Source organism: Flavihumibacter profundi, assembly GCF_020076305.1.
GTDB classification, from domain to species: Bacteria; Bacteroidota; Bacteroidia; order Chitinophagales; family Chitinophagaceae; genus Flavihumibacter; species Flavihumibacter profundi.
Genome location: NZ_JAIQXE010000001.1, coordinates 402,925 through 427,935 on the forward strand (window position 1 = coordinate 402,925; position 25,011 = coordinate 427,935).

Sequence of the window (25,011 nt, forward strand, 5' to 3'; positions counted from 1 at the left end):
ACAAAATTTTTAGAGTGGGCAAAAATAGGGTAGAAAAGCCATAAAAGCCACCTGTAATTGTCTACAGGTGGCTTTTATGCTTAACCTTTTCGATGGATTATTGATTTTTCAGGGTACTGTCGGCTGGATTTTTCTTTTTTCGAAGGATATTGTTAAGTAATCCTTTGGCAGCTTCTTCGGCTTTTTTAGGGGTTGAAAGGCCGTTTACTCCTGTCCGGGAACTGTCTTTTTTACCGGAAATCTGTTCCTTTATAAGTTGTTCTGCATCTATCAGGGCTTGTTTTTTTACCATTTCAAGGGAATCACTGGCTGCTTTGCGGGTTTCAGCGACCAGGCTGTCGGCTTTTACTTTTTGCTCCGCTGCAAGGTTTTTCACTTTTTGTTCCATTTCATTAGCAAGGCTGGCAGAAGCTTGTTGTAAATTATAAGTGATGGTTGGTTTTGAAATACTCCCACCCATATTTACTTTAAGGCTAATAGTTTCCCCGAGTTGAACCGGTATTCCTTTTTTTGTAAGGTCAGCAGCAAGTGAATTAACCAGCTGGTTGACCTGGTTACCCAGTTTTGCCCGCGGTATTTTAAGGTTAATTACATAGTCCAGGGATTGGTCAAAACCATGCATTCCCCCGATCTCCATATCAATATCATCAACTTTTAGTTTAAACGGTTTCACCAATACTTTACCATTTACAAATTCAATGTATTGCTTTACATCTTTCACACTTATCTGTTTCAACTCTGGAATATTTAGTTTTACTGCCAATTCTTCCAGGGGTTTGAACTTACTAAGAAATCCTTCCACCAACAGTAACATCCCCTTGCCTTCCAGGGAGGAAAGGTCGGGTATCATAGATTCTCCCAACCTGCCATTTAGCTGTAAGGTAGAATTCAGCTTTCCCGCTATAAATTCCCCAACAGGCATCAGGTATTTTACTGTATTATAGGCTTTGAATGTTTGCTCTACATCAAGGTTCCTAAGGTCGTAATTCAGGCTGATGGCGGGTTTTGTTTTACTAACCTTAGTTGAATAAGACCCATTTAATAATATTGATCCGCCCAGAGCCTGCATAGTAAGGTTCTGGAGGGTAACCGTTTCATTATTAATATTCAGGGCACCCTCTACATTTTCATAATTTACATTATCATAAGTTACGAGGTCGGCAACACCATTTAGGTTAAAGTGGATATTAGCCGGAACTGCAAATGGCAGGGACTTTGAAGTGTCGGCTGTTTTCGGGGTTTCGGTTGTGCCCATCCATTTATTCAGGTTTATTTTATCTGATTTAACCTGGAGCGATCCGGTAAGCGGTTCGTCTTTTAGCACATACCCGATTGCGTTAGTAATCTTTCCGGTTGCAGAAAAAAGCGTTTGCTGGAAGCTCCCATCTGCTGCGGTAATATTGATTTCTTTTGGGTTAAAATCAAGGGTGGCTGATTTTAATTGAAAGCCTTGCGGGTAGGATTTGGTTATATAGTTTAGGTCAGCAATATTTAGCTTGCCTGATGTTTGCACTGATTCGTATTTTTTCTGGTCAACCATTGATTTTTTTCCCTTGATGTGCAGGTCTGCATTGATGTGACCGTTTATGCTTGTGCCAGGCTCAAAGCTGTACCATTGTTTAATCCTGTCGAGTCCTAAACTTCCGTTTACTGATCCGTCAAAATTTGGATCAGTGGCAGGGTGGGTAAGCAGCAGGTTAAAGTCAATTTTATCTGTTCCGAATTCTGTATGGCCATTAGTAATATTGATCTGTGTATTGTCTGCCAGCCCGTCTGGATTGGAAAATTGAATGGTGGCATTTGTATTATGTATCGGCTGTGGGAATTCTTCAGATGCATAAGAAAGGTTCAATACCTGTAAAAGTCCATTTGCCTGGAACAGCCCCGGCTTTTGTTGTAGCACTGCAACAAGGTTGCCCCTCGCCTGTAGGTCTGCATTTATTTGCCCGCTTAATTTTGTTCCTTCCGCCAATTTGATGAACTGCCCGACTGTACCCAGATCCAGTTTGCCTTTTACAGTTACATCAATATACCGTATCGTTTCAGGGTTTTTATATAGGATGCTCAGGTTAAAAGGTTCAGTTCCGAATTTAAGGCTGGCTTTATGAAGATCGATTACAGTATTATCCGGTTGTCCGTCTGCGTTAGATATTTTAAGGTCTAAGTTGATATTTTGCACTGGTTGCGGGAGGTCAGGATATTTAAAGTACCCATCGTTTATTGTAAGGTTTACAACATAAGCGGGCAGTTGCCGCGGGGAATAATTGCCTTTCACAAAACCATTGAAAGCTGCACTTCCTTTTGTAGCTAAAGATTTGAATTCGTTCTGGTAAACTGCCGGTACCAGCGAAAGTATATTCCTGAATTCATTGGAAGGCGTGTTAAACTGTATATCCATTCCATAAGTAGAATCATTCACCAACCGGATAAAACCACCTGCATTTATTTCTATATCATTTAAACGGGCAGTTGCTTTATTGAAAGTGTATTTGCTTTCCCGGGTGTTTATATCGATAATAGCAGCCAGGTCAATATTGGTATTCAATAAATAGGGTAAGCCATTGTATTTAAATGTACATCCCTTGCTGGTAGTACTGGTTGATAAGCTGAATTGTCCAGCACTGAAATTCCCGCTTCCTTCATGATTAAGTTGATTAACCCTGAGGTGCATATTGGATTCATCATCATCATAGGCCAGGAAAGCATCATTGATGGAATATTTATCAAGTTTTACCTTAAATCCGGAACTTTTCCCGGCATCCGTACTGTCATCAATACCAGGCTTTACAATATCCCAGTTTGGTTTGCCGGATTTATCAATTATTGCGTGGATGCGGGGAGAATTGAAGGTAACTGCTGATACCTCAATCGGGCCTTTCCCAAATAGACTGAATAAATTTATGGCCAAATCAATGCGGTCGGCAGATAGCAGTGTGTCACCTTTGAATTGGTCTGCCCCAACAATGGATAGCTGGTCAATTGTGAAGGAAACCCTGGGGAAATGCCTGAAAAAGGATAGGGATGCATCCCGGAATCCTGCTTTGGCATTTACGTGGCGGTTGAGTTCCTCTTTGGCCATGGATTTCAACTGATCACTGAAAATGAATGGGATGGCTATTGCAAAAACACCTAAAATAGCCAGTAAAAGGCCTATTGTAACAACGATTTTTTTCTTCATCAGATACTGGATTTTTATAACTCCTGAAATACAATGCCATTTTACGGTATGGGCTGGGAATAGAAACGTAAAACCTTTGGTACTGTTGCTTAAACTGCTGGTTTATCCTTTTCTTTTGATGGCGCAGCCTATGATCCTGCTTTCCTTTACTGTAATTTCCTTTCCTGCCAGCATTTCATTAATGGCTTCCTTTAAGTGTTGCCGTTTAATTTTTGTTTCGTCAGCCGGATTATCATCAATCGCACCATGGTAAACTAAAATACTTTTCCCATCAAACAGGAAGCATTCCGGGGCGCGTGTTGCGCCGAATGCATCAGCCAATTCACTATCACTATCCATTGCATAAGGCCATTTGTAAGATTGTGCAACAGCATATTTTTGCATTGCAGCATAAGAATCTTCACTATGCCGGTAACCTTCATTTGCGTTCAGGACAACTATGCCAATGCTTTTCTGTTGTGCATATTGTGCAATATCACTTGTCCTTGCCTGGTTTTTCAAGACATAGGGACAAGTATTTGCATTAAAAATAACCAGCAGTCCATTACTTGTTTTTACATCTTGTAATGACATCAGTTTTCCTGAAACATCTTTCATTTTTATACCACCCTTTGGCAATGCGGATCCGATTGGTAAGGGATTGACCTGCATCCAGAAACTCAGGCTGTAGCTGGTTGTTAGTAATAGGGCTAATATTAGTTTCATGTATTGAATTTCGATGATTTAATTAGATATAGCCGACCCTAAACTTTCTTTCCTTGCACGTTCAGCAGCCATCATCTTAAGCGAATGTATACTTACATTGAGTTCATATCCAATCAGTAACACCAGTGAACTAAAATAAATCAGCAGCATTAATATCAGAATTGTTCCAATTGATCCATATACTTTATTGAAATTATTGAACCTGTTTACCCAGGCTGAAAAAATCAGAACGGTCAAAATAATTAAACCTGTAGCCAAAATTGTACCCGGGGATGATAATTGCCACCGCTCATGGATCGCAGGTACATATTTATAAATAATAGCAATACTGTAGTAAACAAGGGCAACAATAAATAACCATCGCAGGTTTTTGACCATCCAGTTAACGATTGGTGTATTGATATGTAATTTATCAAGTGCCCAGTTCAGTGCCGATCCCTGTGCCAGCATCAAAATGATTGCACTAAGGATCAGTAATATTAATACAGTTGTTATCCTTACTGCAAGCCACCTGCTTTGTAAAAAATTCCTGTCGGTTGAAAACATCAGCGATTTATTAAAAGTCCTCATTATACCCAGAACAGCATTTGAAGCGTAATATATTGCAGCAAGGAATCCAAAGGAAAGTAATCCCGACCTTGGTGTTTCAATAAAGTCTTCCAGGAATTTTTTTACTAATAAATAAGTATTCAGGTTTGGTGTTACATCCCGGGTTAACAGTAAAAGCTCAGAAGTGATTTGCCTCGAAAATGGCATATAGGGGATTAGGGTACATAAGAAAATCGTTGAGGCCGGAATCGCCATCAGCAGGTTGAATGAAATAGCCGCGGCACGATCATTCAGGCCAACTTTGCGGACCTGTGAGATAAAAAACATCACAACGTCATATATTGGTAGTCCTTCGAAACCAGGCAGAATTATTTTCTTGCTTTTACTGATTACAAATCGAACGGGTAAAGTATTTAATATAATACGTTCAAGTTTGATCATGTTAGTTGCCTGTATCTTCCGGTGTATTTTTTGTTTTCATATAGTTATCAAGTGCCTGTTGGTAAGCTTTTGCATTTTCAAGGTGTTGCTGGTAAGTTTCTGCAAATACATGATACCCTGAAAAATCGGCTTTTGCAACAAAAAACAGGTAATTCGTTTGCGGTGCATCAAGTACAGCGTCTATGGTTACCCGTTGTGGTGTGCAGATGGGCCCTGGTGGCAATCCGGAATACCTGTATGTATTATAAGGTGATTCTACCGCAAGGTGTTTATTGTAGATTCTTTTCAATCCGAAATCGCGAAGTGCAAATTTAACGGTGGGGTCAGCAGCCAGCCGCATGCCTTTATTCAGGCGGTTCAAATACACGCTGGCAATATTTCCCTTATCCTCATTTTTATTGGTTTCTTCTTCTACAATTGAGGCAAGTACAATTACCTGTTGGGGCGTTAATCCTTTTAACCTGGCTTTTCGTATGCGTTCATCTGTCCAGAATTCCTTGTATGTTTTAATGATTTTCTCCAGCACCTTTGAAGGCGCCGTATTCCAAAAATATGTATAAGTGTCTGGCATGACACCACCCATTATTGTGTTTGAATCAAGTCCGTATTTGGCTAAGGAATCGTTATTGACCAGGTATTGGAGGAAAATGGCTGAGTCCGATTCGAATTTCTTCCCGGCAAGGCCTGCGAATTCTTCTTTTGTGCGAAGTTTTGTGATTATAAGGTTTACAGGATCTTGCTGACCGTTCCTTAGTTTCCTGATTATTGATACCAGGCTGCTTCCGTTGTGAAGGGTATACCGGCCTGCTTTCACTTTTTCCGGGTAGTTTAGTTGCTTTGCCAGCAGGTTAAACATTGCCGGGTGGTATACCAGGTTTTTATTCCTGATTTCCAGAATTACGTTTTCATAGGTGCTCCCCGTGTGTATTTCAAGCTGGAAAGTTTTTCCTTTGAAAGCTGTTGCTGGTCCAAGGAAAATCCACGCAACAGTACCAGCCAGAATTGCGCCAATTATGGCTAAAAGAAGAAGGATTCTTTTCATGGATCGTTGATTACTGCGTAAATTAAAACAAAAAACCCTGCTATAGGTGCAGGGTTTTAATAAAGGATCTTGCGTAAATTATTTTGCAGGACTAACCGGCTGGTTATTGGCTGGTGCGGGTGCAGGTGCCAGCGGTTGTGTTCCCTGGTTTGCAGGGGTTTGAGCCGGGGCCGTAGCAGCAGGTTTTGTATTTAACTGCTCCAGCAGGTTATTATTCTTGGATGTTACTTTTGGAATAAACATTGCAGAGAAAATGCAAAGCAAGGCAACTACGGTTGAAAAAATCCAGGTGCCTCTTTCCAATACGTCAGTGGTTTGCTTAACCCCCATGAACTGATTGCTCAATCCGCCAACATTTCCTGCCAATCCACCACCTTTTGGATTTTGAACCAGGATGATAAATCCCAGGATAGCACTGGACACTAATACTAATATCAAGAACAGGATGATCATCTTATCTATGTTTTAATTGTTCAATTCGTGCCGCAAAATAAACGGATTTGTCGGGATGGGCCAAACTTAATTTGTGGTACAAATCAATGGCTTTTCCAAAATTCCCCTGTTTTACCAGCACTTCAGCCATTGTTTCGGTTAAAATTTCGCTGTGTTGAACGGAACCAGCGGCCATGGCAACAATTTTTTCTCCCAGTCCCGCTTCGGCAATTTGCTGTTCCAGGTCTGTCTGGGGCAGCCTTTTCATGGTTTTGATCCAATCGGTAAAACTCCTTAGTTGCCGGCCAAGCTTATCATTAACAGGCAATTCATGACTTAGTTTAATGCCCTGGGAGGCAAAATAGTCGATGGTATGGTAGGGTTCAAAAATGGGTAATTCGTCGGTCTGTGGACTTATATCCTTCAGGGAAGGGATCGGAATTGGTGATTCTTTCATCAACAGGTCTGTACGAAGCGCCGGTTCGGGTCCGGATTCTACTTCCTGGGCCGGCGATTCATCCTCTTCGGCCTGAATTTCAGGTACCAGCAATTCAGGTGTTTCTGGAACAGGCTGCTCTGCAGGGGTAATTATTTCCGGAACAGGTGGTATATCGAAATGTTTGCTGGCGGCAGGCTCCTTCAATAAAGTATGTAACCGGTAATAATTGGGAAAATACAGGTAGGCCTTATCAAGCTGTTTACCAAAACCAGGGTCATTCTCCTGGAATTGCTTTTTTAATAAGAGGTATTGGAGTGAAGCGCAATATGGAAATTTTTCAACGGCCTTTTCCAATTCAGGAATACTCACGCTATCCAGTGAAGGCTGGCGGAAATAAAATTGTATGGTTTTGTTGAGCTCCATTTTATGCGGAAGGGCAATATACTGGCTTATTACCAGTTTGAAAAAATCCTGTTGAAAATTTCGTCGCTCAGGTTTTTAATAATGGCATCATTTAATTGGGTTTCTGCCTGCTGCAGGCTCAATGAAGCATTAAAATCGAAATTCCTGGTAATGTCGGCCTCGAAATTCTTTTTCTCATCCAGCCTGTTTTTAAAGACGATGTGCACGGAAACATTCAACCGGTTACTGGCTGCCTGCTTATTAGATATGCCTGTTGTACTTAAGGAATAATCGCTGATATATCCGCTGATATCATAATCAGCGTTATCGCCTTGTATTTGCGTCCGGCCAGTCTGACTGATCACTTTTTGCCGGAGTCTATCTGTAAGCTGTGGACTCAGCTGTGGATTAACATACCTTGCCTTATTCTCAATATAGGTTACACGGATGGTTTTCACTTCCGGAGGAATCGATACATCCTTAAAAGAGTAACAGCCACTAAAGGTAAGGATACATGCCAGCAGGGGAATGATTAAATACTTAGTCATTAATATCGTATTCTTTAAGTTTTCTGTATAGTGTTCTTTCACTGATGCCCAGGTCGGAGGCCGCATCTTTTCTTTTGCCTTTGTGCTTTTTCAGTGCCTTCACAATCAGTTCTTTTTCCTTGTCCATTATATTTAAAGACTCTTCCACTTCTTCATGTTCGTGAATATCATCATGAGGTAAAAGCACTGCTGGTTGCTGTACACCCTGGCTTTGCATATAGGATGCAGGTAATACCTGTGTGGCTTGCTGGAATTCTACTGCTGCAGGATATTCACGCATCAGGCTTTCTTTGGTATATGCTGCAGCAGCTGCAGCTTCACCTGGATTTTGTAAAATTTCAACAAACATTTTCTTCAGTTCGGTTACGTCTTTTTTCATATCGAAAAAGAGCTTGTAAAGCAGTTCCCGTTCATTACTGAATTCATGTGCCCCCGCACCGCCGCTGGCAACTACCATGGGCAAACGGTTATTGGCATGTACCGGAAGGAACTTCACTAATTCTGCAGCACCAATGGTTTTATCTGTGCTGAGTACAGAAACCTGTTCTGCAATATTTTTCAATTCCCGCACATTTCCGGGGAACGGATATTGGACCAGCAACTGCCTTGCTTCATCATCAAGTTGAACAGGGGAAGTTTTATACCTTTCTGCAAAATCAACAGCAAATTTGCGGAATAACAAGGGTATGTCTTCTTTTCGGTCACGAAGTGAAGGAACCCTTATTGGAACAGTGCTCAGCCGGTAATACAGGTCTTCCCGGAATTTCCCGTTTTGTGTAAATTCAAGCAGGTCCTTATTGGTTGCAGCGATAACCCTTACATCAGTTTTTTGCACTTTTGACGATCCGACACGTATAAATTCACCTGCTTCCAAAACCCTAAGCAAACGTGCCTGCGTTCCCAGTGGCATTTCACCGATTTCATCCAGGAATATTGTTCCCCCATTTACAGTTTCAAAATAACCTTTCCTGCTGTCTACAGCCCCCGTAAATGCACCTTTCTCATGCCCGAACAACTCTGAATCAATGGTGCCTTCGGGAATTGCACCGCAGTTTACAGCTATGAAGGGATTGTGTTTACGTGCTGAAAGTGCGTGGATAATTTGGGAAAATGCTTCTTTACCGACACCGCTTTCACCAACTATCAATACACTTAAATCGGTATTGGCCACCTGGGCCGCTACGTTTAGGGAATGGATCAGGGAAGGGGAGTTGCCAATTATGCCGAATCGGTTTTTTATGCTTTGGATGTCCATGGTTTAGTGGGAATAGTGATAAGTTCATTTGGTGATTGAGTGAACAGCAGGTTGAATTCATTCATCCTGGATAATCTCCCCAACCAGGGTAGTTCTGGTGCAATCTGTAACTTTTACAGTTATGTAATCACCTTTTTGTAAGGTATAATGCTGCTTGGGAAACACAATCACTTTATTCTGGCTGTTTCTTCCCATCCAGTCTGCTTTGCTTTTACGGCTATCTCCTTCAATAAGTACCTTGAAAGTCTTGCCCAGGTCGCGTTCATTGCTGGCATGGCTCAAGATACCCTGCAGGTTAACTATCTCCTGCAACCTTCTTTTCTTGGTTTCTTCCGGAATATCATCCGTATACCTTTTTGCCGCAAGTGTTCCGGGCCTTTCGCTATAAAAGAACATATAACTCATGTCATAACGGCTGTATTCCATTATACTCAGTGTATCCTGGTGCTCGGCTTCTGTTTCGGTACAAAATCCGGCAATTACATCGGCAGAGATGCCACATTCCGGCAATATTTGCCTGATGCGGTCAACTTTGGCCATGTACCATTCCCGGGTATATGTTCTGTTCATGAGTTGCAAAATCCGGCTATTGCCACTTTGGACCGGAAGATGGATATACTTGCAGATATTATCATACTTCGCCATTGTATACAAAACCTCATCGGTGATGTCTTTGGGATGGGAAGTGGAAAAACGGATTCTCAGGTCCGGAGAAATATTGGCCACTTTTTCAAGCAGCATGGCAAAGGTTATTGGCGATTTGTCATTATTTCCCTGGTAATAGTAGCTATCAACATTCTGCCCCAACAGGGTCACTTCTTTATACCCCTGCCGGAACAAATCGGTACACTCTGCTATGATACTTTCTGCATCGCGACTTCTTTCCCTTCCCCGGGTAAAAGGAACCACACAAAATGAACACATGTTATTACAGCCCCGCATAATGCTTACAAAGGCTGAAATGCCATTGGAATCAAGCCTGACCGGGGAAATGTCAGCATAAGTTTCATCGCGGCTCAACAATACGTTTACCGCTTTTTGCCCACTTTCTGCTTCTTCAATTAAATAGGGAAGGGTCCTGTATGCATCCGGACCAACAACGAGATCAACCAGTTTTTCTTCTTCCAGCAATTTTGCTTTAAGCCGCTCTGCCATGCAGCCCAGTACGCCAACCAGCATACCGGGTTTTGCTCTTTTTGCTTTTTTAAATTCTGTAAGCCGCTTACGTACCGTTTGTTCTGCTTTTTCGCGGATAGAACAGGTATTCAATAAAACCAGGTCGGCCATTTCTACATCCCTTGTTGCACCAAACCCACTGTCCTGCAAAATTGAAGCCACCACTTCGCTATCGGAAAAATTCATGGCGCAGCCATAACTTTCGATGTAAAAGAATTTTTTAAAAGGAGCATCCACCGGCACCGCAGGGGCAAATGCCTCACCCTGCCTCGCTTCATCATGTACTTTTTGGATAGACAAATCCAGCATCTCTTAGAAATTAAGAGTGCAAAAATAGCTAAAAATGGCTATTGGTGTCAAATTGGCAGGAGTTAAATCTTCCTAATGATTACCAAAGTGGCTTTCCCTGGTAATAATCAAGTATACGTGTCCTGAAAACGTATTCATATTTAGCCATTATCAGGTTGGTATTTGCCCTGTCGAGGTTGTTTTTAGCTACCAGGTAATCTACTGAATTGAGGACGCCTTCATTGAACCTTGCTTCTGTTGCGCGGAAGGATTCCTGGAAAGCATCTACCTGGTCCAGCAAGGCTTTATACCTGCTATAGGTGGCTGTCATATTCAGGTAAGCCTGTTCTACAGCCTGCTGGAGGCGGATTCGGGTACTTTGCTCTACATAGCTCGCATTCTGGAGTGCCAGGCGGGCCTTGCTGACCTGGTTCCGGGTTTGGAAACTGTTTAGGATCGGGATGCGGATGGCAAAATTTACATTGGTGCTATAGTTGTTTTTGAACTGGTCTGTATACGGGATTTTGACCTGTTCGTAATTATTTACAGTCGTGTAAACCGGTACTTTCCCGCCATTCACGAGTACATAATCACCCGAAGGAGCGTCGCTGGAACTTAGGAGGGACGCGGTGGCAGCAGCGCTGGAATAGTTACTGTAGATTCCGGCATTGAGCGAAAACGTGGGCCAGAGCTGCCCTTTCCAGGCTTTCACTCCCGATTCGGCACTTTGCCTGCGCAAAGTTGCCGCTTTTACGAGGGCTAATTGCTGCATGGCTGTCTGGTATATAGCTTCAGCAGTACCTTCATAGCCATTCAGGAATTGATCAGCGCTGATTCGCTCCAGCCTGATACCGGTCTTGTATGGCAGGTTCATCAATTGGGCCAGGGAAAGTTTTGCAGCCTCTAACTGGTTTTTTGTATTTATAAGGCTTATTTCATCGTTGGCCAATTGTCCTTTCAGGTCATATAATTGTGATGGGGTGATGGCTCCTTCCTGGTTAAGGATGCTCAACCTGTCAACCTGTTTTTTACTGAGGTCTGCCTGGTTCCTGATCTGCACGAGTAAGTCTTCGGCGCTGAGTACCTGCAGGTAGGCTACAATTATTTGAAGCGTTAGGTTGTCTTTATTCTGCTGCACATCCATGTTTGCAGCCTGGTAGGCCAGGTTTTGCTCTTTAACCGCATACTGGTAAGACAATCCCTTAAATAATACGAGGCCGGTATTCATGCCCCAGTTGGCGTAATTGATATTCTGGTTCAGGTACCTGTTCGTGAATGGATCTATACTACGGCCCTGGTTAAGGCCATGTTCTACCGAACCATTGAGGCCTGGTAACAGGTTGTCCTTTGCCTGTTTATAATCAATTTTATTACGCTCAGACTGAAGTTCCGATTGTTTAAGTTCAAGGTTATTCTTAAAGGCGATCTCCACGCATTGTTGCAGGGTAAGGATGCCGGTACTGTCTGATTGCGCTTTTGATTCTCCCGTACAGGCAACTGCCAGTATTATTATTGCGGATATCCGTAACAGGTGGTAAACTGAAATTTTCATGATTGTATTACTTTATCTGGGCTGTTCAATTCTTCCGTCTAACAGGTGAATTATCCGGTTTCCGTAACCGGCGTTTTTTTCAGAATGGGTTACCTGGATGATAGTTACCCCATCTTCTTCATTCAGCTTCCTGAAGAGGTCCATGATCTCTTCGCCCTGTTTTGAATTCAGGTTACCGGTTGGTTCGTCTGCCAGGATCAATTTCGGGCTGGAAATTAAAGCCCTGGCAATACCGACCAGTTGCTGTTGTCCGCCGGATAGCTGAGATGGGAAAAGGTCTTTCTTGCCCACAATATTAAATCGATCCAGTATATCCGCAACCATGGCCTTTCTTTCGGCAGACTTTGTATCCTGGTAAAGGAGCGGCGTTTCAATGTTTTCGTAAACGGTTAGTTCGTCTATCAGGTGATAGGCCTGGAACACAAAACCGATATATTGTTTATATAACTGTGAGCGCTGTTTTTCTTTGAGTGTATGGATTGGTTGACCGAGAAAGTTATATTCACCTTCATTGGCATCGTCCAGCATTCCAATTACATTCAATAAGGTCGATTTGCCGGAACCTGATGGCCCCATGATGGATAAAAACTCACCTTCATTGATGGTAAGGTTTATGTCTTTTAGCAGGAATGTCCTTAGTCCTGCAGTTGTCACCCATTTTGAAATATGCTCTAGTTTTATCATAACTTTTTCCCTTTATTCAAATCCTGCATTGGTTCCTATAATTGTGTGCCAACATTATTAAACATTGATATGCAGTGTATTGTGAAATGGTTTTAAATGTTGATTGTCCGGTATTGATACAATTATTGTCCTTTTTTGATGCATGGGTAAAATTGCTTTTTCCTTATTCTGACCGTAAACTATGGATTGGGTTTTCAGCAGCTGAATGAATAGTCCGGATACTTAGGGTTATTATCGCGATAAGCATCATAATAGCACCACTTGCTGCAAATATCCAACAGTTCATTTCAGTCCGGTAGGCAAAGTTTTGTAACCAGTTTTTCATTACCAGTCCTGCTATTGGCGTAACTATTATAAATGCCAGCAATACCAGTGAAATGAAGTCTTTTGATAAAAGGAAAACGATTTGTGTAATGGATGCCCCCAGAACTTTCCGCACGCCAATTTCCTTAGTGCGCGCATTGGTGGTAAAAATGACCAATCCTAATAAACCAAGGGAACTGATCAGCAGGCAAAGGCCTGATGCCCATTTGAGTAAGCCGGAAATTTTCTCCTCTGTTTTATAAAATGCAGCAATACTTTCGTCGAAAAAAGTATATTCAAAGTCTTTGTCGGGATATAATTCCTTAAAAGTCTGTTCTATTTTGGCAATACCTTTTTTCCAATGGTCGGCATTATTAATACCGTTTTTTAATGCAACATGAAAGACATAGCTATTTTTTGCTGCTGAAGAATAGGCCAGTGGTTTAATAGCTTCATGGGTGGATTTGGTGTGGAAATCCGCCAGTACTCCTGTGATCGGTATTTTGAAATTCCGATCAATAAAATGGCCAAGGGCCTGTTCAGGCCGGGTGAATCCCATCATTTTTGCATAGGTCTCATTAATCACAAATTCTTTGGTAGTATCACTTTGCTGCAGGTTTCGCCCCGCCAGTAATTTCATACCATATAAGCTGAAATAATTAGTGTCTGCATATTTCACTTCCACCATCGTTTCCAATTTTTTCTTTCCTTCATTAAATACCATGGTGGTTGTATTGGTACCTGATGATGCAGGCGGCGCCCCTCCCAAACTTGTTTTTTCAATTTCGGGTATGGATTGCAGTTTCTGGAGCAATACAAATTTTTTCTGGTCCTGTTTTTCCGGACTCCAATTCCAGGGTGTATTAAAAAATATGATTGCGTCTCTTTTATACCCCAGGTCTTTATTGAGCGAATAATGTATTTGTTTACTCACCACAAGGGTGGCCAGCAATAAAAACTGGGCGATCATGAATTGGGAAACAGTCAGAGTTTTTCTGATCCATGCTTTTTGGTTATTTGCTTTCCCGGAAACCACCTGGTTTTTCAGTATCGAGACAGGTTGCAACCTGCTTAGTATGATGCCTGGATAATACCCCGAGAAAACCGTAACTACCAGTATAAGGACAATTATGAATAACCATACATGCCATTGATTTATGGCGCCCTGGGTTATGGCTGGTGGTATGAAATTCCCAAACACGGCTATTATCCATGGCATAATCAGGATGGAAAGGATTGTCGCTAAAACAGTGAACAGGAATGTTTCCCCCATAAATTGCATCATCAACTGCTTTTTACTGGCACCAAGAGTCTTCCGGATACCAACTTCTTTTGACCTTGTAGTCGCCTGGGCGGTGGACAGGTTTATAAAATTGATACAACCCAGCAGCAGTAAAAAGAATGCAACGGCCAGCAATCCATACAAGGTGGATTTATTGGCCTGTCTTTCCTGGAAAGCACCGTAGTCTGTATTAAAATGAATGTCTGCCAGCGGTTGCAGGAAATGCCGGGTATCATCTTTGCCACTGGCCTCCCCATGATCTTTTTGCCGGAATTTATTACGCAGGTTGGCCAATTGTTTTTCTACCCGGCCGGGATTTATTCCCGTTGCCAATACAACCAGCATTTGCGAATTATCATTTATACTTCCCCATTGATCCCAGTTCCAGAATTGCTTTAACCCGGTTTGCTCTATGGTTGAGCGTGAAATGAATTCTTTGAATTGAAAATCTGTATTCCCGGGTAAGTCCTCTACTATGCCGGTTACAGTAGTTTTAATACTGTCGTTGTAGGTAATTGTATGGCCTAAAACCTGGTTATAATCAAGCCCGGGAAAATATTGGGTACACCTGCTTTTGGTCAAAACAACCTGGAATGGCTGCTGAAGTGATTGACTGGCTGTTCCTTTCAGCCAGGTATAGCCGATGATGTCGAAATAATAGGGATCAGTGTAAATGATATTCTTCTGGTTCCGGAAGTCTTTGGGATTTGCTGATTGAGGCTGCACAAGGGAAACCTTGGTTTCATTGGCAATGATATAATGGGTGACTGCTTTTAGCCCTGGAATTTCCTGTCGTGCTGCTGCAGCAGTAGGGACCGGGACGCCTGAATTATAGATTCTCAGGTCGGGAAAGTCTATTTGAGAAACAACCCGGTAAATATTTTCCTTGTTTTTATGGAAGGTATCAAAACTGAATTCGTATGATACCATCAGGTATATTACTAATGATGCACTGATTCCAATGGCTAATCCGCCAATATTGATAGCAGACAAAAACTTGTGCTTCCAGAAATTCCTAAGGGCCGGTACCCAAAAACTCCTTTGCATGCGCTGCGGTTTTTGCTTTTATTCTGTTTTTAAACTGTTCACCGGATTGGCCATGGCGGCCCTGATGGCCTGGTAACTGATGGTCAGCAGGGCAATGCCGGTTGCCAGTAAAATAGTAAGTCCAAATACCCACCAGGTGATCTGTATCCTGTAGGGATAATTGTCCAGCCATTTATTCATCACCCACCATGCCACCGGTGAAGCGATGAGGGTAGAGAGCAGCACCAGCTTCAGGAAATCGGTGGACAAGGTCCTTACAATTACGGGTATCGATGCGCCTAATACTTTCCTGATACCGATCTCCTTGGTCCTTTTTTCTGCTGCGAATGTGGCGAGCCCAAATAACCCGATACAGGAGATGAAAATGGTCAGGATGGCACTGAATGTGATCATCTGTTTCCATTTCAATTCACTTTCATACTGACTTGCAGTGTCCAGTTCTTTTGAATTAAACTGGTAGGGTTGCACCGGGAAGAAATTTTTGAATGTTGCAGCAATATAAGGTTGCACTGAAGCTATTGAGGCGGGTTTAAACTTAATGAAAACATCACCGTATTTGTATGCAGGATTGGTAATGAATAACTGAGGCTGAATCTTTTCAGCCAGGGATTGATAATGGTAATCTCTGATGACGCCAATGACCGTATATTTTTTTTTGTTGTAGAAGAAGTCCACCTTTTCTCCAATCGGATTTTTCCATCCGGCCTTTTCAACAAATGATTGGTTAACAATTGCACCTTCCGCAGTATCAGAAGCCAGGTCTGGTGAAAAATTCCTGCCCTGCACAATTGGGATTTCAAAAAGCGGGAAATAATTGTGGTCAATGATCTTGAAATCAAAACTGATATCAGTACCATTATTTACCTGTGCAATCGTTCCCCAACGACCACCCTGGTTGGCGGTTACTTTTTCAATAGCCGGATTTTTCATAAGTTCATTACCAAACAGGGCCAGTTTTTCTTTATCAATGTTCCCAACATTTACCCGCCCTACATTTTTAACATTATACCCAAGGTCAAATTTCATCAGGTAATTGAATTGTGAATAAATCACAATCGTTGCAATGATCAGGAGGCAGGCCAGGGAAAACTGGAAAACGACCATGCCTTTGCTGAGGTAATTCTTTCCGGTAAACCGTTGCCGGCCATACAGTGTTTGCACGGGGTTGAAACCAGATAATACCATGGCAGGGTAGAAGCCCGCCAGTAAACCTGTTATTAAAAAGAGCGCAATATATCCGATGATAAGGGGCGCATCTGCCAGGTAAGAAAAAGCCAGTGATTTGTTGGCCAGTGAATTGAATACCGGCAAGATGAGAAAGACCAGAACCAGTGCCAGTACAAATGAGATCAGGCTCAAAATCATCGACTCTCCCAGGAATTGCATCACCAGCTGTTTCCGCTGTCCACCTACCACTTTCCGGATCCCTATCTCCTTCGCCCTTTTCAGGGACCTCGATACTGTGAGGTTTATGAAATTAATACATGCGATCAGCAGGATAAAAATGGCGATACCGCTAAGTATATAGGAATAGACAGGGTTACTGGCTTTATCGAGCCCGTTCTGCGCAGTATATTCCGTACTGAGGTGGATATCCAGCAAGGGCTGCAATCCAAAACTTATTTTCTCCTTGAAATTATATTTCTCTGCCGCCTGTTTTATCTGGTCAGCTGCCTTCACCTCGAATACTTTGTCAAATTTTGCGGCTACTTTCTGCCAGTCAGTGCCAGGTTTCAAAACCACAAAAGTGTTCAGGAAAAAATTGATCCATTCTGTATCATTATTCTGCGATTGCACAAACTTCATGGGTACCAGCATCTCAAACTGGATCGATGAATTCTGCGGAATATTTTTAGCAACCGCTGATACAACAAAGGGCTCAAATTTATCGCCGTTCTTCAGGTTCAATACCTGGCCTACTGCTTTTTTATTACCGAAATATTTTTTAGCTGTTGCCTCTGTCAGCACTACATTATGCATATCACTGAATGCATTGGCTGCCGATCCTTCCACTAAAGGAAAACTAAATACTGAAAAGAAATTGTCATCCACAACCAGCACCGGCTGGTCGTAGATTTCACTATTATGTTTGATGGTATAACCATTGCCCTGCAGCCGCACAAAGGATTCTATTTCGGGGATGGAGGCCTTGAATTCCGGACCCGGCATCATGCCCGTAATCCCGTTCTTGTTGACTTTCCCATCCGGTGAACTAATTTGGGATATTATCCTGTAGATCTGCGCCTGGTTTTTATGGAACCTGTCGAAACTGACCTCATCTTTCAAATATAATAGGATGAGCATACAACAGGCCAGGCCTACACTTAAGCCTGCTATATTGATCCCCGAAAAGATTTTGTTCCGCCAGAGGTTTCTTAAAGCAACCCGGAAATAATTTTTTATCATGGTTGGGTATTATTCTGTTCTTAATGATTTTACCGGGTTGGTAATGGCAGCTTTAACAGCCTGGAAACATACCGTTAAAAAGGCAATCAGCAATACGGCTGCTGCTGCACCTATAAAGAGGCCTGCGTTGATGGAGATCCTGTAGGCAAATGCATTCAGCCATTCGTTACCTGCATACCACGCAAAGGGTATCGCGATGAGAATGGATATGCCTACCAGCACAAGGAAATTCTTTGAGATCAGCATGGCGATACTGCTGATATCTGCACCCAATATCCGCCTGATCCCAATTTCTTTTTTGCGCTGTACCGTGGTGAAAGTGGCCAGTCCAAACAGTCCCAGGCAGGCCAGCAAAATTGCCAGGCTTCCCGAAATAGTAAACAATGCCGAGCTTCTCTGCTCTGCGATATATAGCTTATTATAATCTTCATCCAGGAAATGATATTCAAAAGGCCGGTGCGGTACCCGCTCTTTCCAGACAGCTCCCACTCTTGCGATTACAGCCGAAATATTTGTCCCACTCAATCTTACCATAAATGTCCGGGCCAAATCCCTGTCCAGGAACATCACCAGGGGCTTTACCGGTTGGTGCAGGCTTTCAAAATGGAAATCTTTTACGACACCAACAACTGGTCCCGGAAAATTCTTCTCAATAGTTTTGCCAATGGCCTGCTCCGGGGTCCAGCCGATTTTTTTGGCCAGTGTTTCATTGATGATAAAGGGCTGCCTGAAATTCGCATACGCATTACTGGTATCCATGAGGGGGAAATCATTTTCCTGGAAATCCCTTCCGGCGATCATGGCCATGCCCAGCGTTTTTGTAAAGTCCAGGTCTACCGGCATGGCATTCAGCGATACATCATGTACGCCTTTCTCATCTGTGGCCCTGATCCCATCACCCCATTCTACGAACTCGGGCGTCTCATAAGCGGCTGTGATGCCCTCCACACCCGGAACCGCAGCAATGGCTGCTTTGATGGCCAGGTAATTGCTGCTCATTTTATTATCCACCGGCAATACCAGAACATGGTCTTTATCATAACCCAGTTTTTTATGCTGCATAAAATTCATCTGCTGTAAAATGATCAGCGTATAGATGATGAGGAATACCGAGATTCCGAATTGCAATACGATAAGTGATTTGCGCAATTTGGTATTGGTACCGGTAAAATTGAATCCTTTTTTCATCACGCCAATCACCGCATTCCCGGATAAAACCATAGCCGGATAAGCGCCTGCAAGGAAACTAACGATTATGGCCAGTACACTGATGATCAGCACTGGTTTAGGCTGCAGCAGGTCTTCTGCTGTAAATGATTTACCACTGATGGTATTGAAATAGGGCAGGAGCCAGATGCTTAATCCAAATGCCAGGATCGCGGCTATTGTAGTAATGGCGGCGGACTCTCCAATGAACTGGAAAAACAATTGTTTCCTTGATGCACCCATCACTTTCCTTATACCTATCTCGCCACTCCGGCCTACGGATTGTGCTGTGGCCAGGTTGGTATAGTTGGCACAGGCGATCAGTACGATCAAAAATGCAATGACACCGAAGATATAGATGTACTTAATATTCCCATTCGGCTCAAATCCTGCCAGCGGCGAATAGAGGTGCACGCGGGTCAGTGGTTCCAGTTTATACCGAAGGAAATCAGAACCTTCAAGGCGTGCTTCTGTGCGTACACCAGGTGTGTTCATAAAGTCTTCCACCTGCTTTTCCAATTGCGGTATGGCCACTGCATCTTTTACCTGCAGGTAAGTGATCCAGTTTGCAGTCCACCAGTTTTCTTCCGCCACGTCTTTGCCCAGGTTCAGGAACTGTGTTACAAAATCAAATTTGAGCTGCGAGTTTTGCGGTACATCTTTACTTATCCCCGAAATAGTATAATCCGCAGTACCAATGGTAAGTGTTTTATTGATCGCTGGCTCCTGGCCAAAATATTTCCTGGCCATCGATTGGGAGATCACTATTTTATCGGGTGCATCTAATGCTGTTGCAGGGTCGCCTTCCACTAAGGGAAAACTGAACATGGTAAAAAAGGGATCATCTGCATAGAGGAAACGATTTTCTTCAAATATCTTTTCCTCTTTTTTTACCACACGGCTGCGTATGAATGTGCGCACATAGGTTTCTACCGCCGGAAAAGTTCTTTTCAGCTGCGGGCCTACTTTAGTACCTGTTGTTGCTACCGTATTGATATTTCCGCTGCGGCCGTATTCCATAGTTACTCTTACAATACGGTCCTTATGGGTATGGAACTGGTCATAGCTGAGTTCATGGGTAATATACAGTCCAATCAGCAGGCAGGCTGACAATCCGGTCATCAATCCAGTAATATTGATGATGGAATACAACTTGTATTTGCGCAGGTTGCGCAGGGCGATCTTAATATAATTACCAAACATGTTAATCAGTTTATTCTGTTCTTAATGATGTTATCGGGTTGGCCAGTGCCGCCCTGATGGTTTGCAGGCTCACGGTTAAAAAGGCAACGATTAATATCAGCACTAGTGGCATTAAAAATAATAATGGAGACAGGTTGATGCGGAAGGCATAGCCCTGCAACCAGAGATGATTAGCATACCAGCCAATTGGTACAGCTAACAAAAAAGCAATGCCGATCAATACCACAAATTCTTTATACAACAAGTTCAGGATGGATACGACGGATGCTCCCAAGACTTTCCTGATCCCGATTTCCTTGGTACGCTGCAGGGTTGTAAAGGAAGCCAGGCCAAACAAGCCCAGGCAGGCTACAAAAATGGCCAGCCAGGTAAAGATGCCGAAAACAGTCCCGAACCTTTGGTCTGCTTTGTATTGCTCATTGAAATGCTCGTCGAGGAAAAAATATTCAAATGTGTTTCCCGGAAAGAAACTATTCCAGGATTGCTGGATGGTTTTTATGGCTGGCTCAATATTCCCCGCAGCCACTTTTACAGAGAAATATCCGCGCACATCTGGTGCTGAACGCAGGATAAGGGGTTCGAATGCATCCCTTAAAGATTGCTGGTGGAAATTGCTGACCACCCCGGCAATGGAAAGGGTATCACCCCAGAAAAAGATCTGCTTGCCAATGGCTTCTGCCGGTTTTTGGAAACCTAACTGTTGTATGCCCGACTGGTTAAAGATCACAGCCTTGCGGTCTGTTCCAAATTCTTTTGAGAAATTCCTGCCGGCGATCAGTTTCAGTCCATATAATGGCACATAATCATAATCAATGGCGATCACACGGTATTGTTTGGCTGCTTTATCATCCTGGCTCAATAACCTGATGCCGCCTGCATTCCACATTACGGGTTCACCGGGGATACTCGAGGAGGCAGTTATTGCACTGATACCCGGCTGGCTCACCAGCGATTGTTTGAAGGCTGTCATCTGGTTCATGAAAGTGGAATCCCTGGCCACGATCGGTGGTTTGATCACCAGCACCTGGTCTACCTGCATCCCCAGTTCCTGCTTTTTCATATAACTCACCTGCTTCGACACTGTAAGCGTTCCGATGAGTAAAAACAGTGAGGCTGCAAACTGGAATACGACCAGCGACTTGCGTAATATAATGCCCTGTGTTGTATTCACCAGCTTCCCTTTTAATACCGTGATGGGCTTGAACCCGCTTAATACCAGGGCCGGGTAAATACCCGACAGGAATGTGCCGGCCAGGAACAATAATAATAAGGAGCCCCAGAATGCGGGTTTTTGCAGGATGGAAAAATCCAGGTGATGCCCGGTTATCCTGTTAAATGAAGGAATACTTACTGCAATTATTAGCGCGGCCAATATAATGGCCATCGCATTCAATAGTCCCGATTCAAACAAAAACTGGCCGATGAGCTGCTTTCTTTGTGAGCCGATCACTTTCCTGATACCAACTTCTTTCGCCCTTGAAATGGCTTTCGCAGTAGCCAGGTTGATATAGTTGATCCAGGCAATCACAACAATGAACAGGGCAATCCCTAACATCAGGTAAGTGGTCTTCCCATCACCGTTGGCACGGGCTTCCATCATACGGTTACTGTACAGGTGGATATCTGTCAGGGGCTGGAGGTGATACGTTACACCAGCATTGAATCTTTTTAATTCCTCACCTGACTTGGCCTGAACCAGGGCCGGAAACTTTTTCTCCAGCTTCACCGGGTCTGTTCCTTTTTTCAATAAAAGGTAAGTAAGGCACCCATCCCATGACCAGGCGGTTTCAGGTGTATTATTAGGACCAACAAGATCCAGGAAACTGCTATAGGAGAATAACATCTCGGTTGAAAAATGGGTATTTTCGGGCATATCGGCCATGACCCCCGAAATCGTATAGAGCTTATCATTATTCACAAGCATGGTCTTTCCCAAAACCTGGTCTGTGCCAAAGATCTTTTTTGCCATCGTTGCAGAGATCACACTATGATAAGGCTCTTTTAATGCCGTGGCTGCGTCGCCATGCAGCAGGGGATAGGAGAATACCGTAAAGAAAGATGGCGTGGCAAAATAGGTTTGCTCAATTTTAAATAGGTTATTGTTCTCTTTCACCACAACACTGCCCGCCTGGGTCATTTTTACATAATCAGCTATTTCCGGAAAGGCATCCTTAAAGGAATTGCCCACAGCATACGCACCAGCTGCCCACTGGGTACTTAATACGCCATTATCATAACGATCCTGCGTTACCCGGTATATCCGGTCCTTCTGCACATGGAACTGGTCATAACTTAATTCATGGTTCACATATTGCAGTATCAGCAGGCAGGCTGCCATGCCGATCGCCAATCCAACAATATTGATGGCGGCATAAGCTTTATGCATGAAGATATTCCGGAAGGCAATTTTAAAATAGTTCTTAAGCATTATACTTTTTTATTCTGTCCGTAGATTTTTAACGGGATTTGACATGGCGGCTTTGATGGCTTGTATAGAAATGGTAGCAAAAGCAATGAGCATCGCAGCTGCGCCGGCTATTATAAATACCCACCATTCAATACTGACCCGATAGGCAAAATCCTGCAACCAGGATTGAATGCCGAACCAGGCCAGTGGAAATGCGATAACCGCGGCAATGATGACCAGTTTCAGGAAATCGCCTGATAAGAGTCTGGTGATATCCGTAATACTGGCGCCCAGCACTTTCCTGATCCCGATTTCCTTGGTGCGTGATTCTACTGAAAAAGTGGTTAGTCCAAATAAACCCAGGCAGGCAATAAAAATGGCCCATACAGCTGCGGCCGTAAATAGTTGCCCGTATTGCTGCTCTGTGGCATACTGCTTATTGAAATTCTCATCCATAAAAAAATATTCGAATGGATTCCCGCTAAAACTTAGCTTATACAAAGTTTCTAACCGGTCAATATCCTGTTTCATGTGCTGTGTTCCCAACCGCACAGCCATGTATGTACTATTATTCTGCGGATAAAAGATCATCGGATCAATAGCCCTTTGCAGGCTGGTATGGTGATAATCTTTTACCACACCTACAACTTCCAATGCCCGTTCATCCCATTTAATTTTTTTATTGACGGCTTCCTCTGCTGACATAAATCCCAATTCTGCAGCAGCTCTTTCATTAAGCATCACTTTGCTGTTGTCATTCCATTCTACTGCGCATTCTGCTTCCGTGAAATTTCTACCGGCCTTTAGTTTTATCTGGTAGGCATCCAGGTAACGGTTATCTATGATGGCAAATGCATAGGACTTTAATTCATCCCCGGATTTTGATCCGGGTTGCGTGAAGCCACTGGTATTGAAATTATACCAGCCACCAGGGTAGGTGCCACTGGCCGTAAAATCCTGCACAAAACTTTCCGACTGCACCTGGTTGAGAAAAGATGATTTGCGTTGCTTGTAAGTGCTGTCGCGACCGATCTCCGGCCCCCTGATGACCAGCATCTGGTTGGCATTCATGCCCAGGTTTTTGTTCTGCATATATTGCAGCTGCTGGTAGATTAGTATGGTGGCCAGTACAAGTGCTATGGAAATGGCAAATTGCGATACCACCAGTGTCTTCCTCAGGTAACCACCCTTTGTCGTTTTCGTAAGTTTATTTTTCAATGTCTCAACCGGATTGAAATTACTTAGCGTGTATGCTGTGTAAATACCTGATAACAGCGACCCGACAACCAATAAAGCAAATCCCCGGATCCAGTCCGATGTCCTGGTCAGTGTGGCCAGGGTAATCTCTTTTTTCATGACCTGGTTGAATACCGGCTGGATCAATGTCACCAACACGAGGGCTAATGAAAATCCAAGGATATTCACCAATATCGATTCGCCCAGGAACTGCATGACCAGTGATCCCTGTGTGGCGCCTACAATTTTTCTTACCCCTACTTCATTGGCGCGTTTTAATGAATTGGCTGTACTCAGGTTGATATAATTGAACCAGGCGATCAGCAAAATCAGGAAGGCGATTGTTGTTAAGATGTACACATACTTCAGGTTGCCGGTCGTCTGGTAAGTATCACTGAGCGATGCCGGTAAATGCACATTAGCAAAGGGTTGCAGGCGAAATACCACACCATCCTTATCTTGTTTTAATTGGTTCCTGAGATTAGTCAGTTTCTTTTCAAGAATTTTATAATCTGTATTTGGACTTAACTGGAAATAGGTATTGATATATTGCGAGCCCAGGTTATCCAGGGCTGCCCAATTATTGCCATTCAGGTTGGCCGGATTTTTCAAGGTCTCCAGCGAAAAGACCATCTCATACCTGATGTCTGAATTTTCCGGAATATTAAAAATGCCCTTCACACTGTATTTGGCTTCCCCGAACTGGTTGCTGAGGGTCATTACCTTATCAATGGGATCTGTGTTCCCAAAATACTTGGTGGCTGTTTTCTGCGAAATGAAAACGGTATTCGGTGCCTTCAATGCGGCTGCCTGTCCTTTCAGCAGGTTGAAATCAAAAAACTCAAAGAAGTTCCCTTCGGCATATCCGATATCTGATTCCCTGAAGGGCTCGGTATTTTCACCATCTGCCCTTACAATGCCTTTTGCCGTGCCTTCTTCAAACCGGCAATAGCTCGTGATCTCCGGCAGGCTCTCCTTGGCCTTCATCGCCCAGCCGGGCTCTACCTGCGGCCAGGTGACACCTTTTACATCTTCATTGATCAACCGGTAAATATTGCGCAGGTTCTTATGGAAATTGTTATAGCTTTTTTCAAAACTAACATATTCCAGTATCAGCAAAAAGGCTGTGATGCCTAATGCCAGCCCGGCTACATTGATCACGGAATAGATTTTATTCCGGACCAGGTTCCGCCACGCAATTTTGGTGTACAATCTGAACATGTTTGTTTT

The 25,011-nt window shown here is 43.3% G+C and carries 16 protein-coding genes; all 16 read right to left on the minus strand.

Annotation, left to right across the window (positions count from 1 at the left end; genetic code table 11):
• Positions 1-97: 97 nt before the first annotated feature.
• Complete coding sequence (locus tag LAQ65_RS01705) at positions 98-3,178, minus strand: AsmA-like C-terminal region-containing protein (RefSeq protein ID WP_224115200.1); 3,081 nt, start codon at positions 3,176-3,178, stop codon at positions 98-100.
• A 102-nt stretch (positions 3,179-3,280) separates the two neighbouring features.
• Entirely contained in the window at positions 3,281-3,883 is a 603-nt protein-coding gene (locus tag LAQ65_RS01710; RefSeq protein WP_224115201.1) for a redoxin family protein, read from the minus strand.
• 18 nt (positions 3,884-3,901) lie between these two features.
• Positions 3,902-4,873, minus strand: coding sequence for a YihY/virulence factor BrkB family protein (locus tag LAQ65_RS01715; protein ID WP_224115202.1), 972 nt, complete (start codon positions 4,871-4,873; stop codon positions 3,902-3,904).
• 1 nt (position 4,874) lies between these two features.
• A complete protein-coding gene (gene mltG / locus LAQ65_RS01720) occupies positions 4,875-5,915 on the minus strand; it encodes an endolytic transglycosylase MltG (RefSeq protein WP_224115203.1) in 1,041 nt (346 codons plus the stop codon).
• 78 nt (positions 5,916-5,993) lie between these two features.
• Entirely contained in the window at positions 5,994-6,368 is a 375-nt protein-coding gene (gene secG / locus LAQ65_RS01725; RefSeq protein WP_224115204.1) for a preprotein translocase subunit SecG, read from the minus strand.
• 1 nt (position 6,369) lies between these two features.
• Entirely contained in the window at positions 6,370-7,209 is an 840-nt protein-coding gene (locus tag LAQ65_RS01730) for a hypothetical protein (protein ID WP_224115205.1), read from the minus strand.
• 29 nt (positions 7,210-7,238) lie between these two features.
• Entirely contained in the window at positions 7,239-7,736 is a 498-nt protein-coding gene (gene lptE, locus LAQ65_RS01735) for an LPS assembly lipoprotein LptE (RefSeq protein ID WP_224115206.1), read from the minus strand.
• Entirely contained in the window at positions 7,729-8,991 is a 1,263-nt protein-coding gene (locus LAQ65_RS01740) for a sigma-54 interaction domain-containing protein (protein WP_224115207.1), read from the minus strand. The genes lptE and LAQ65_RS01740 overlap by 8 nt, the downstream gene beginning before the upstream one ends.
• A 57-nt stretch (positions 8,992-9,048) precedes the next feature.
• Positions 9,049-10,476 carry a tRNA (N6-isopentenyl adenosine(37)-C2)-methylthiotransferase MiaB gene (miaB, locus tag LAQ65_RS01745; protein ID WP_224115208.1) on the minus strand — a complete coding sequence of 476 codons (1,428 nt, stop codon included), beginning with the start codon at positions 10,474-10,476 and terminating at the stop codon, positions 9,049-9,051.
• A 79-nt stretch (positions 10,477-10,555) separates the two neighbouring features.
• The gene (locus tag LAQ65_RS01750; protein ID WP_224115209.1) at positions 10,556-12,007 is read right to left on the minus strand and encodes a TolC family protein; all 1,452 of its coding nucleotides are present in this window, start codon (positions 12,005-12,007) and stop codon (positions 10,556-10,558) included.
• Positions 12,008-12,019: 12 nt separating this feature from the next.
• Complete coding sequence (locus LAQ65_RS01755; RefSeq protein ID WP_224115210.1) at positions 12,020-12,691, minus strand: ABC transporter ATP-binding protein; 672 nt, start codon at positions 12,689-12,691, stop codon at positions 12,020-12,022.
• A gap of 163 nt (positions 12,692-12,854) precedes the next feature.
• Positions 12,855-15,323: an ABC transporter permease gene (locus LAQ65_RS01760; protein ID WP_224115211.1), complete on the minus strand. Its 2,469-nt coding sequence runs from the start codon at positions 15,321-15,323 to the stop codon at positions 12,855-12,857.
• Positions 15,324-15,341: 18 nt separating this feature from the next.
• A complete protein-coding gene (locus LAQ65_RS01765; RefSeq protein WP_224115212.1) occupies positions 15,342-17,729 on the minus strand; it encodes an ABC transporter permease in 2,388 nt (795 codons plus the stop codon).
• A 9-nt stretch (positions 17,730-17,738) separates the two neighbouring features.
• Positions 17,739-20,138 carry an ABC transporter permease gene (locus LAQ65_RS01770; protein WP_224115213.1) on the minus strand — a complete coding sequence of 800 codons (2,400 nt, stop codon included), beginning with the start codon at positions 20,136-20,138 and terminating at the stop codon, positions 17,739-17,741.
• A 10-nt stretch (positions 20,139-20,148) separates the two neighbouring features.
• A complete protein-coding gene (locus LAQ65_RS01775; protein WP_224115214.1) occupies positions 20,149-22,566 on the minus strand; it encodes an ABC transporter permease in 2,418 nt (805 codons plus the stop codon).
• Positions 22,567-22,575: 9 nt separating this feature from the next.
• Positions 22,576-25,002: an ABC transporter permease gene (locus LAQ65_RS01780; RefSeq protein WP_224115215.1), complete on the minus strand. Its 2,427-nt coding sequence runs from the start codon at positions 25,000-25,002 to the stop codon at positions 22,576-22,578.
• Between the last annotated feature and the right edge of the window lie 9 nt (positions 25,003-25,011).

Excerpts from the sequence above, each read along its gene's own strand:
- LAQ65_RS01710 (WP_224115201.1), bottom strand. The coding sequence starts at position 3,883 with ATGAAACTAATATTAGCCCTATTACTAACAACCAGCTACAGCCTGAGT.
- LAQ65_RS01770 (WP_224115213.1), bottom strand. The coding sequence starts at position 20,138 with ATGTTTGGTAATTATATTAAGATCGCCCTGCGCAACCTGCGCAAATAC.
- LAQ65_RS01775 (WP_224115214.1), bottom strand. The coding sequence starts at position 22,566 with ATGCTTAAGAACTATTTTAAAATTGCCTTCCGGAATATCTTCATGCAT.
- mltG (WP_224115203.1), bottom strand. The coding sequence starts at position 5,915 with ATGAAAAGAATCCTTCTTCTTTTAGCCATAATTGGCGCAATTCTGGCT.
- LAQ65_RS01750 (WP_224115209.1), bottom strand. The coding sequence starts at position 12,007 with ATGAAAATTTCAGTTTACCACCTGTTACGGATATCCGCAATAATAATA.
- secG (WP_224115204.1), bottom strand. The coding sequence starts at position 6,368 with ATGATCATCCTGTTCTTGATATTAGTATTAGTGTCCAGTGCTATCCTG.
- LAQ65_RS01715 (WP_224115202.1), bottom strand. The coding sequence starts at position 4,873 with ATGATCAAACTTGAACGTATTATATTAAATACTTTACCCGTTCGATTT.
- LAQ65_RS01755 (WP_224115210.1), bottom strand. The coding sequence starts at position 12,691 with ATGATAAAACTAGAGCATATTTCAAAATGGGTGACAACTGCAGGACTA.
- miaB (WP_224115208.1), bottom strand. The coding sequence starts at position 10,476 with ATGCTGGATTTGTCTATCCAAAAAGTACATGATGAAGCGAGGCAGGGT.
- LAQ65_RS01740 (WP_224115207.1), bottom strand. The coding sequence starts at position 8,991 with ATGGACATCCAAAGCATAAAAAACCGATTCGGCATAATTGGCAACTCC.
- LAQ65_RS01780 (WP_224115215.1), bottom strand. The coding sequence starts at position 25,002 with ATGTTCAGATTGTACACCAAAATTGCGTGGCGGAACCTGGTCCGGAAT.
- lptE (WP_224115206.1), bottom strand. The coding sequence starts at position 7,736 with ATGACTAAGTATTTAATCATTCCCCTGCTGGCATGTATCCTTACCTTT.
- LAQ65_RS01705 (WP_224115200.1), bottom strand. The coding sequence starts at position 3,178 with ATGAAGAAAAAAATCGTTGTTACAATAGGCCTTTTACTGGCTATTTTA.
- LAQ65_RS01730 (WP_224115205.1), bottom strand. The coding sequence starts at position 7,209 with ATGGAGCTCAACAAAACCATACAATTTTATTTCCGCCAGCCTTCACTG.
- LAQ65_RS01765 (WP_224115212.1), bottom strand. The coding sequence starts at position 17,729 with ATGATAAAAAATTATTTCCGGGTTGCTTTAAGAAACCTCTGGCGGAAC.
- LAQ65_RS01760 (WP_224115211.1), bottom strand. The coding sequence starts at position 15,323 with ATGCAAAGGAGTTTTTGGGTACCGGCCCTTAGGAATTTCTGGAAGCAC.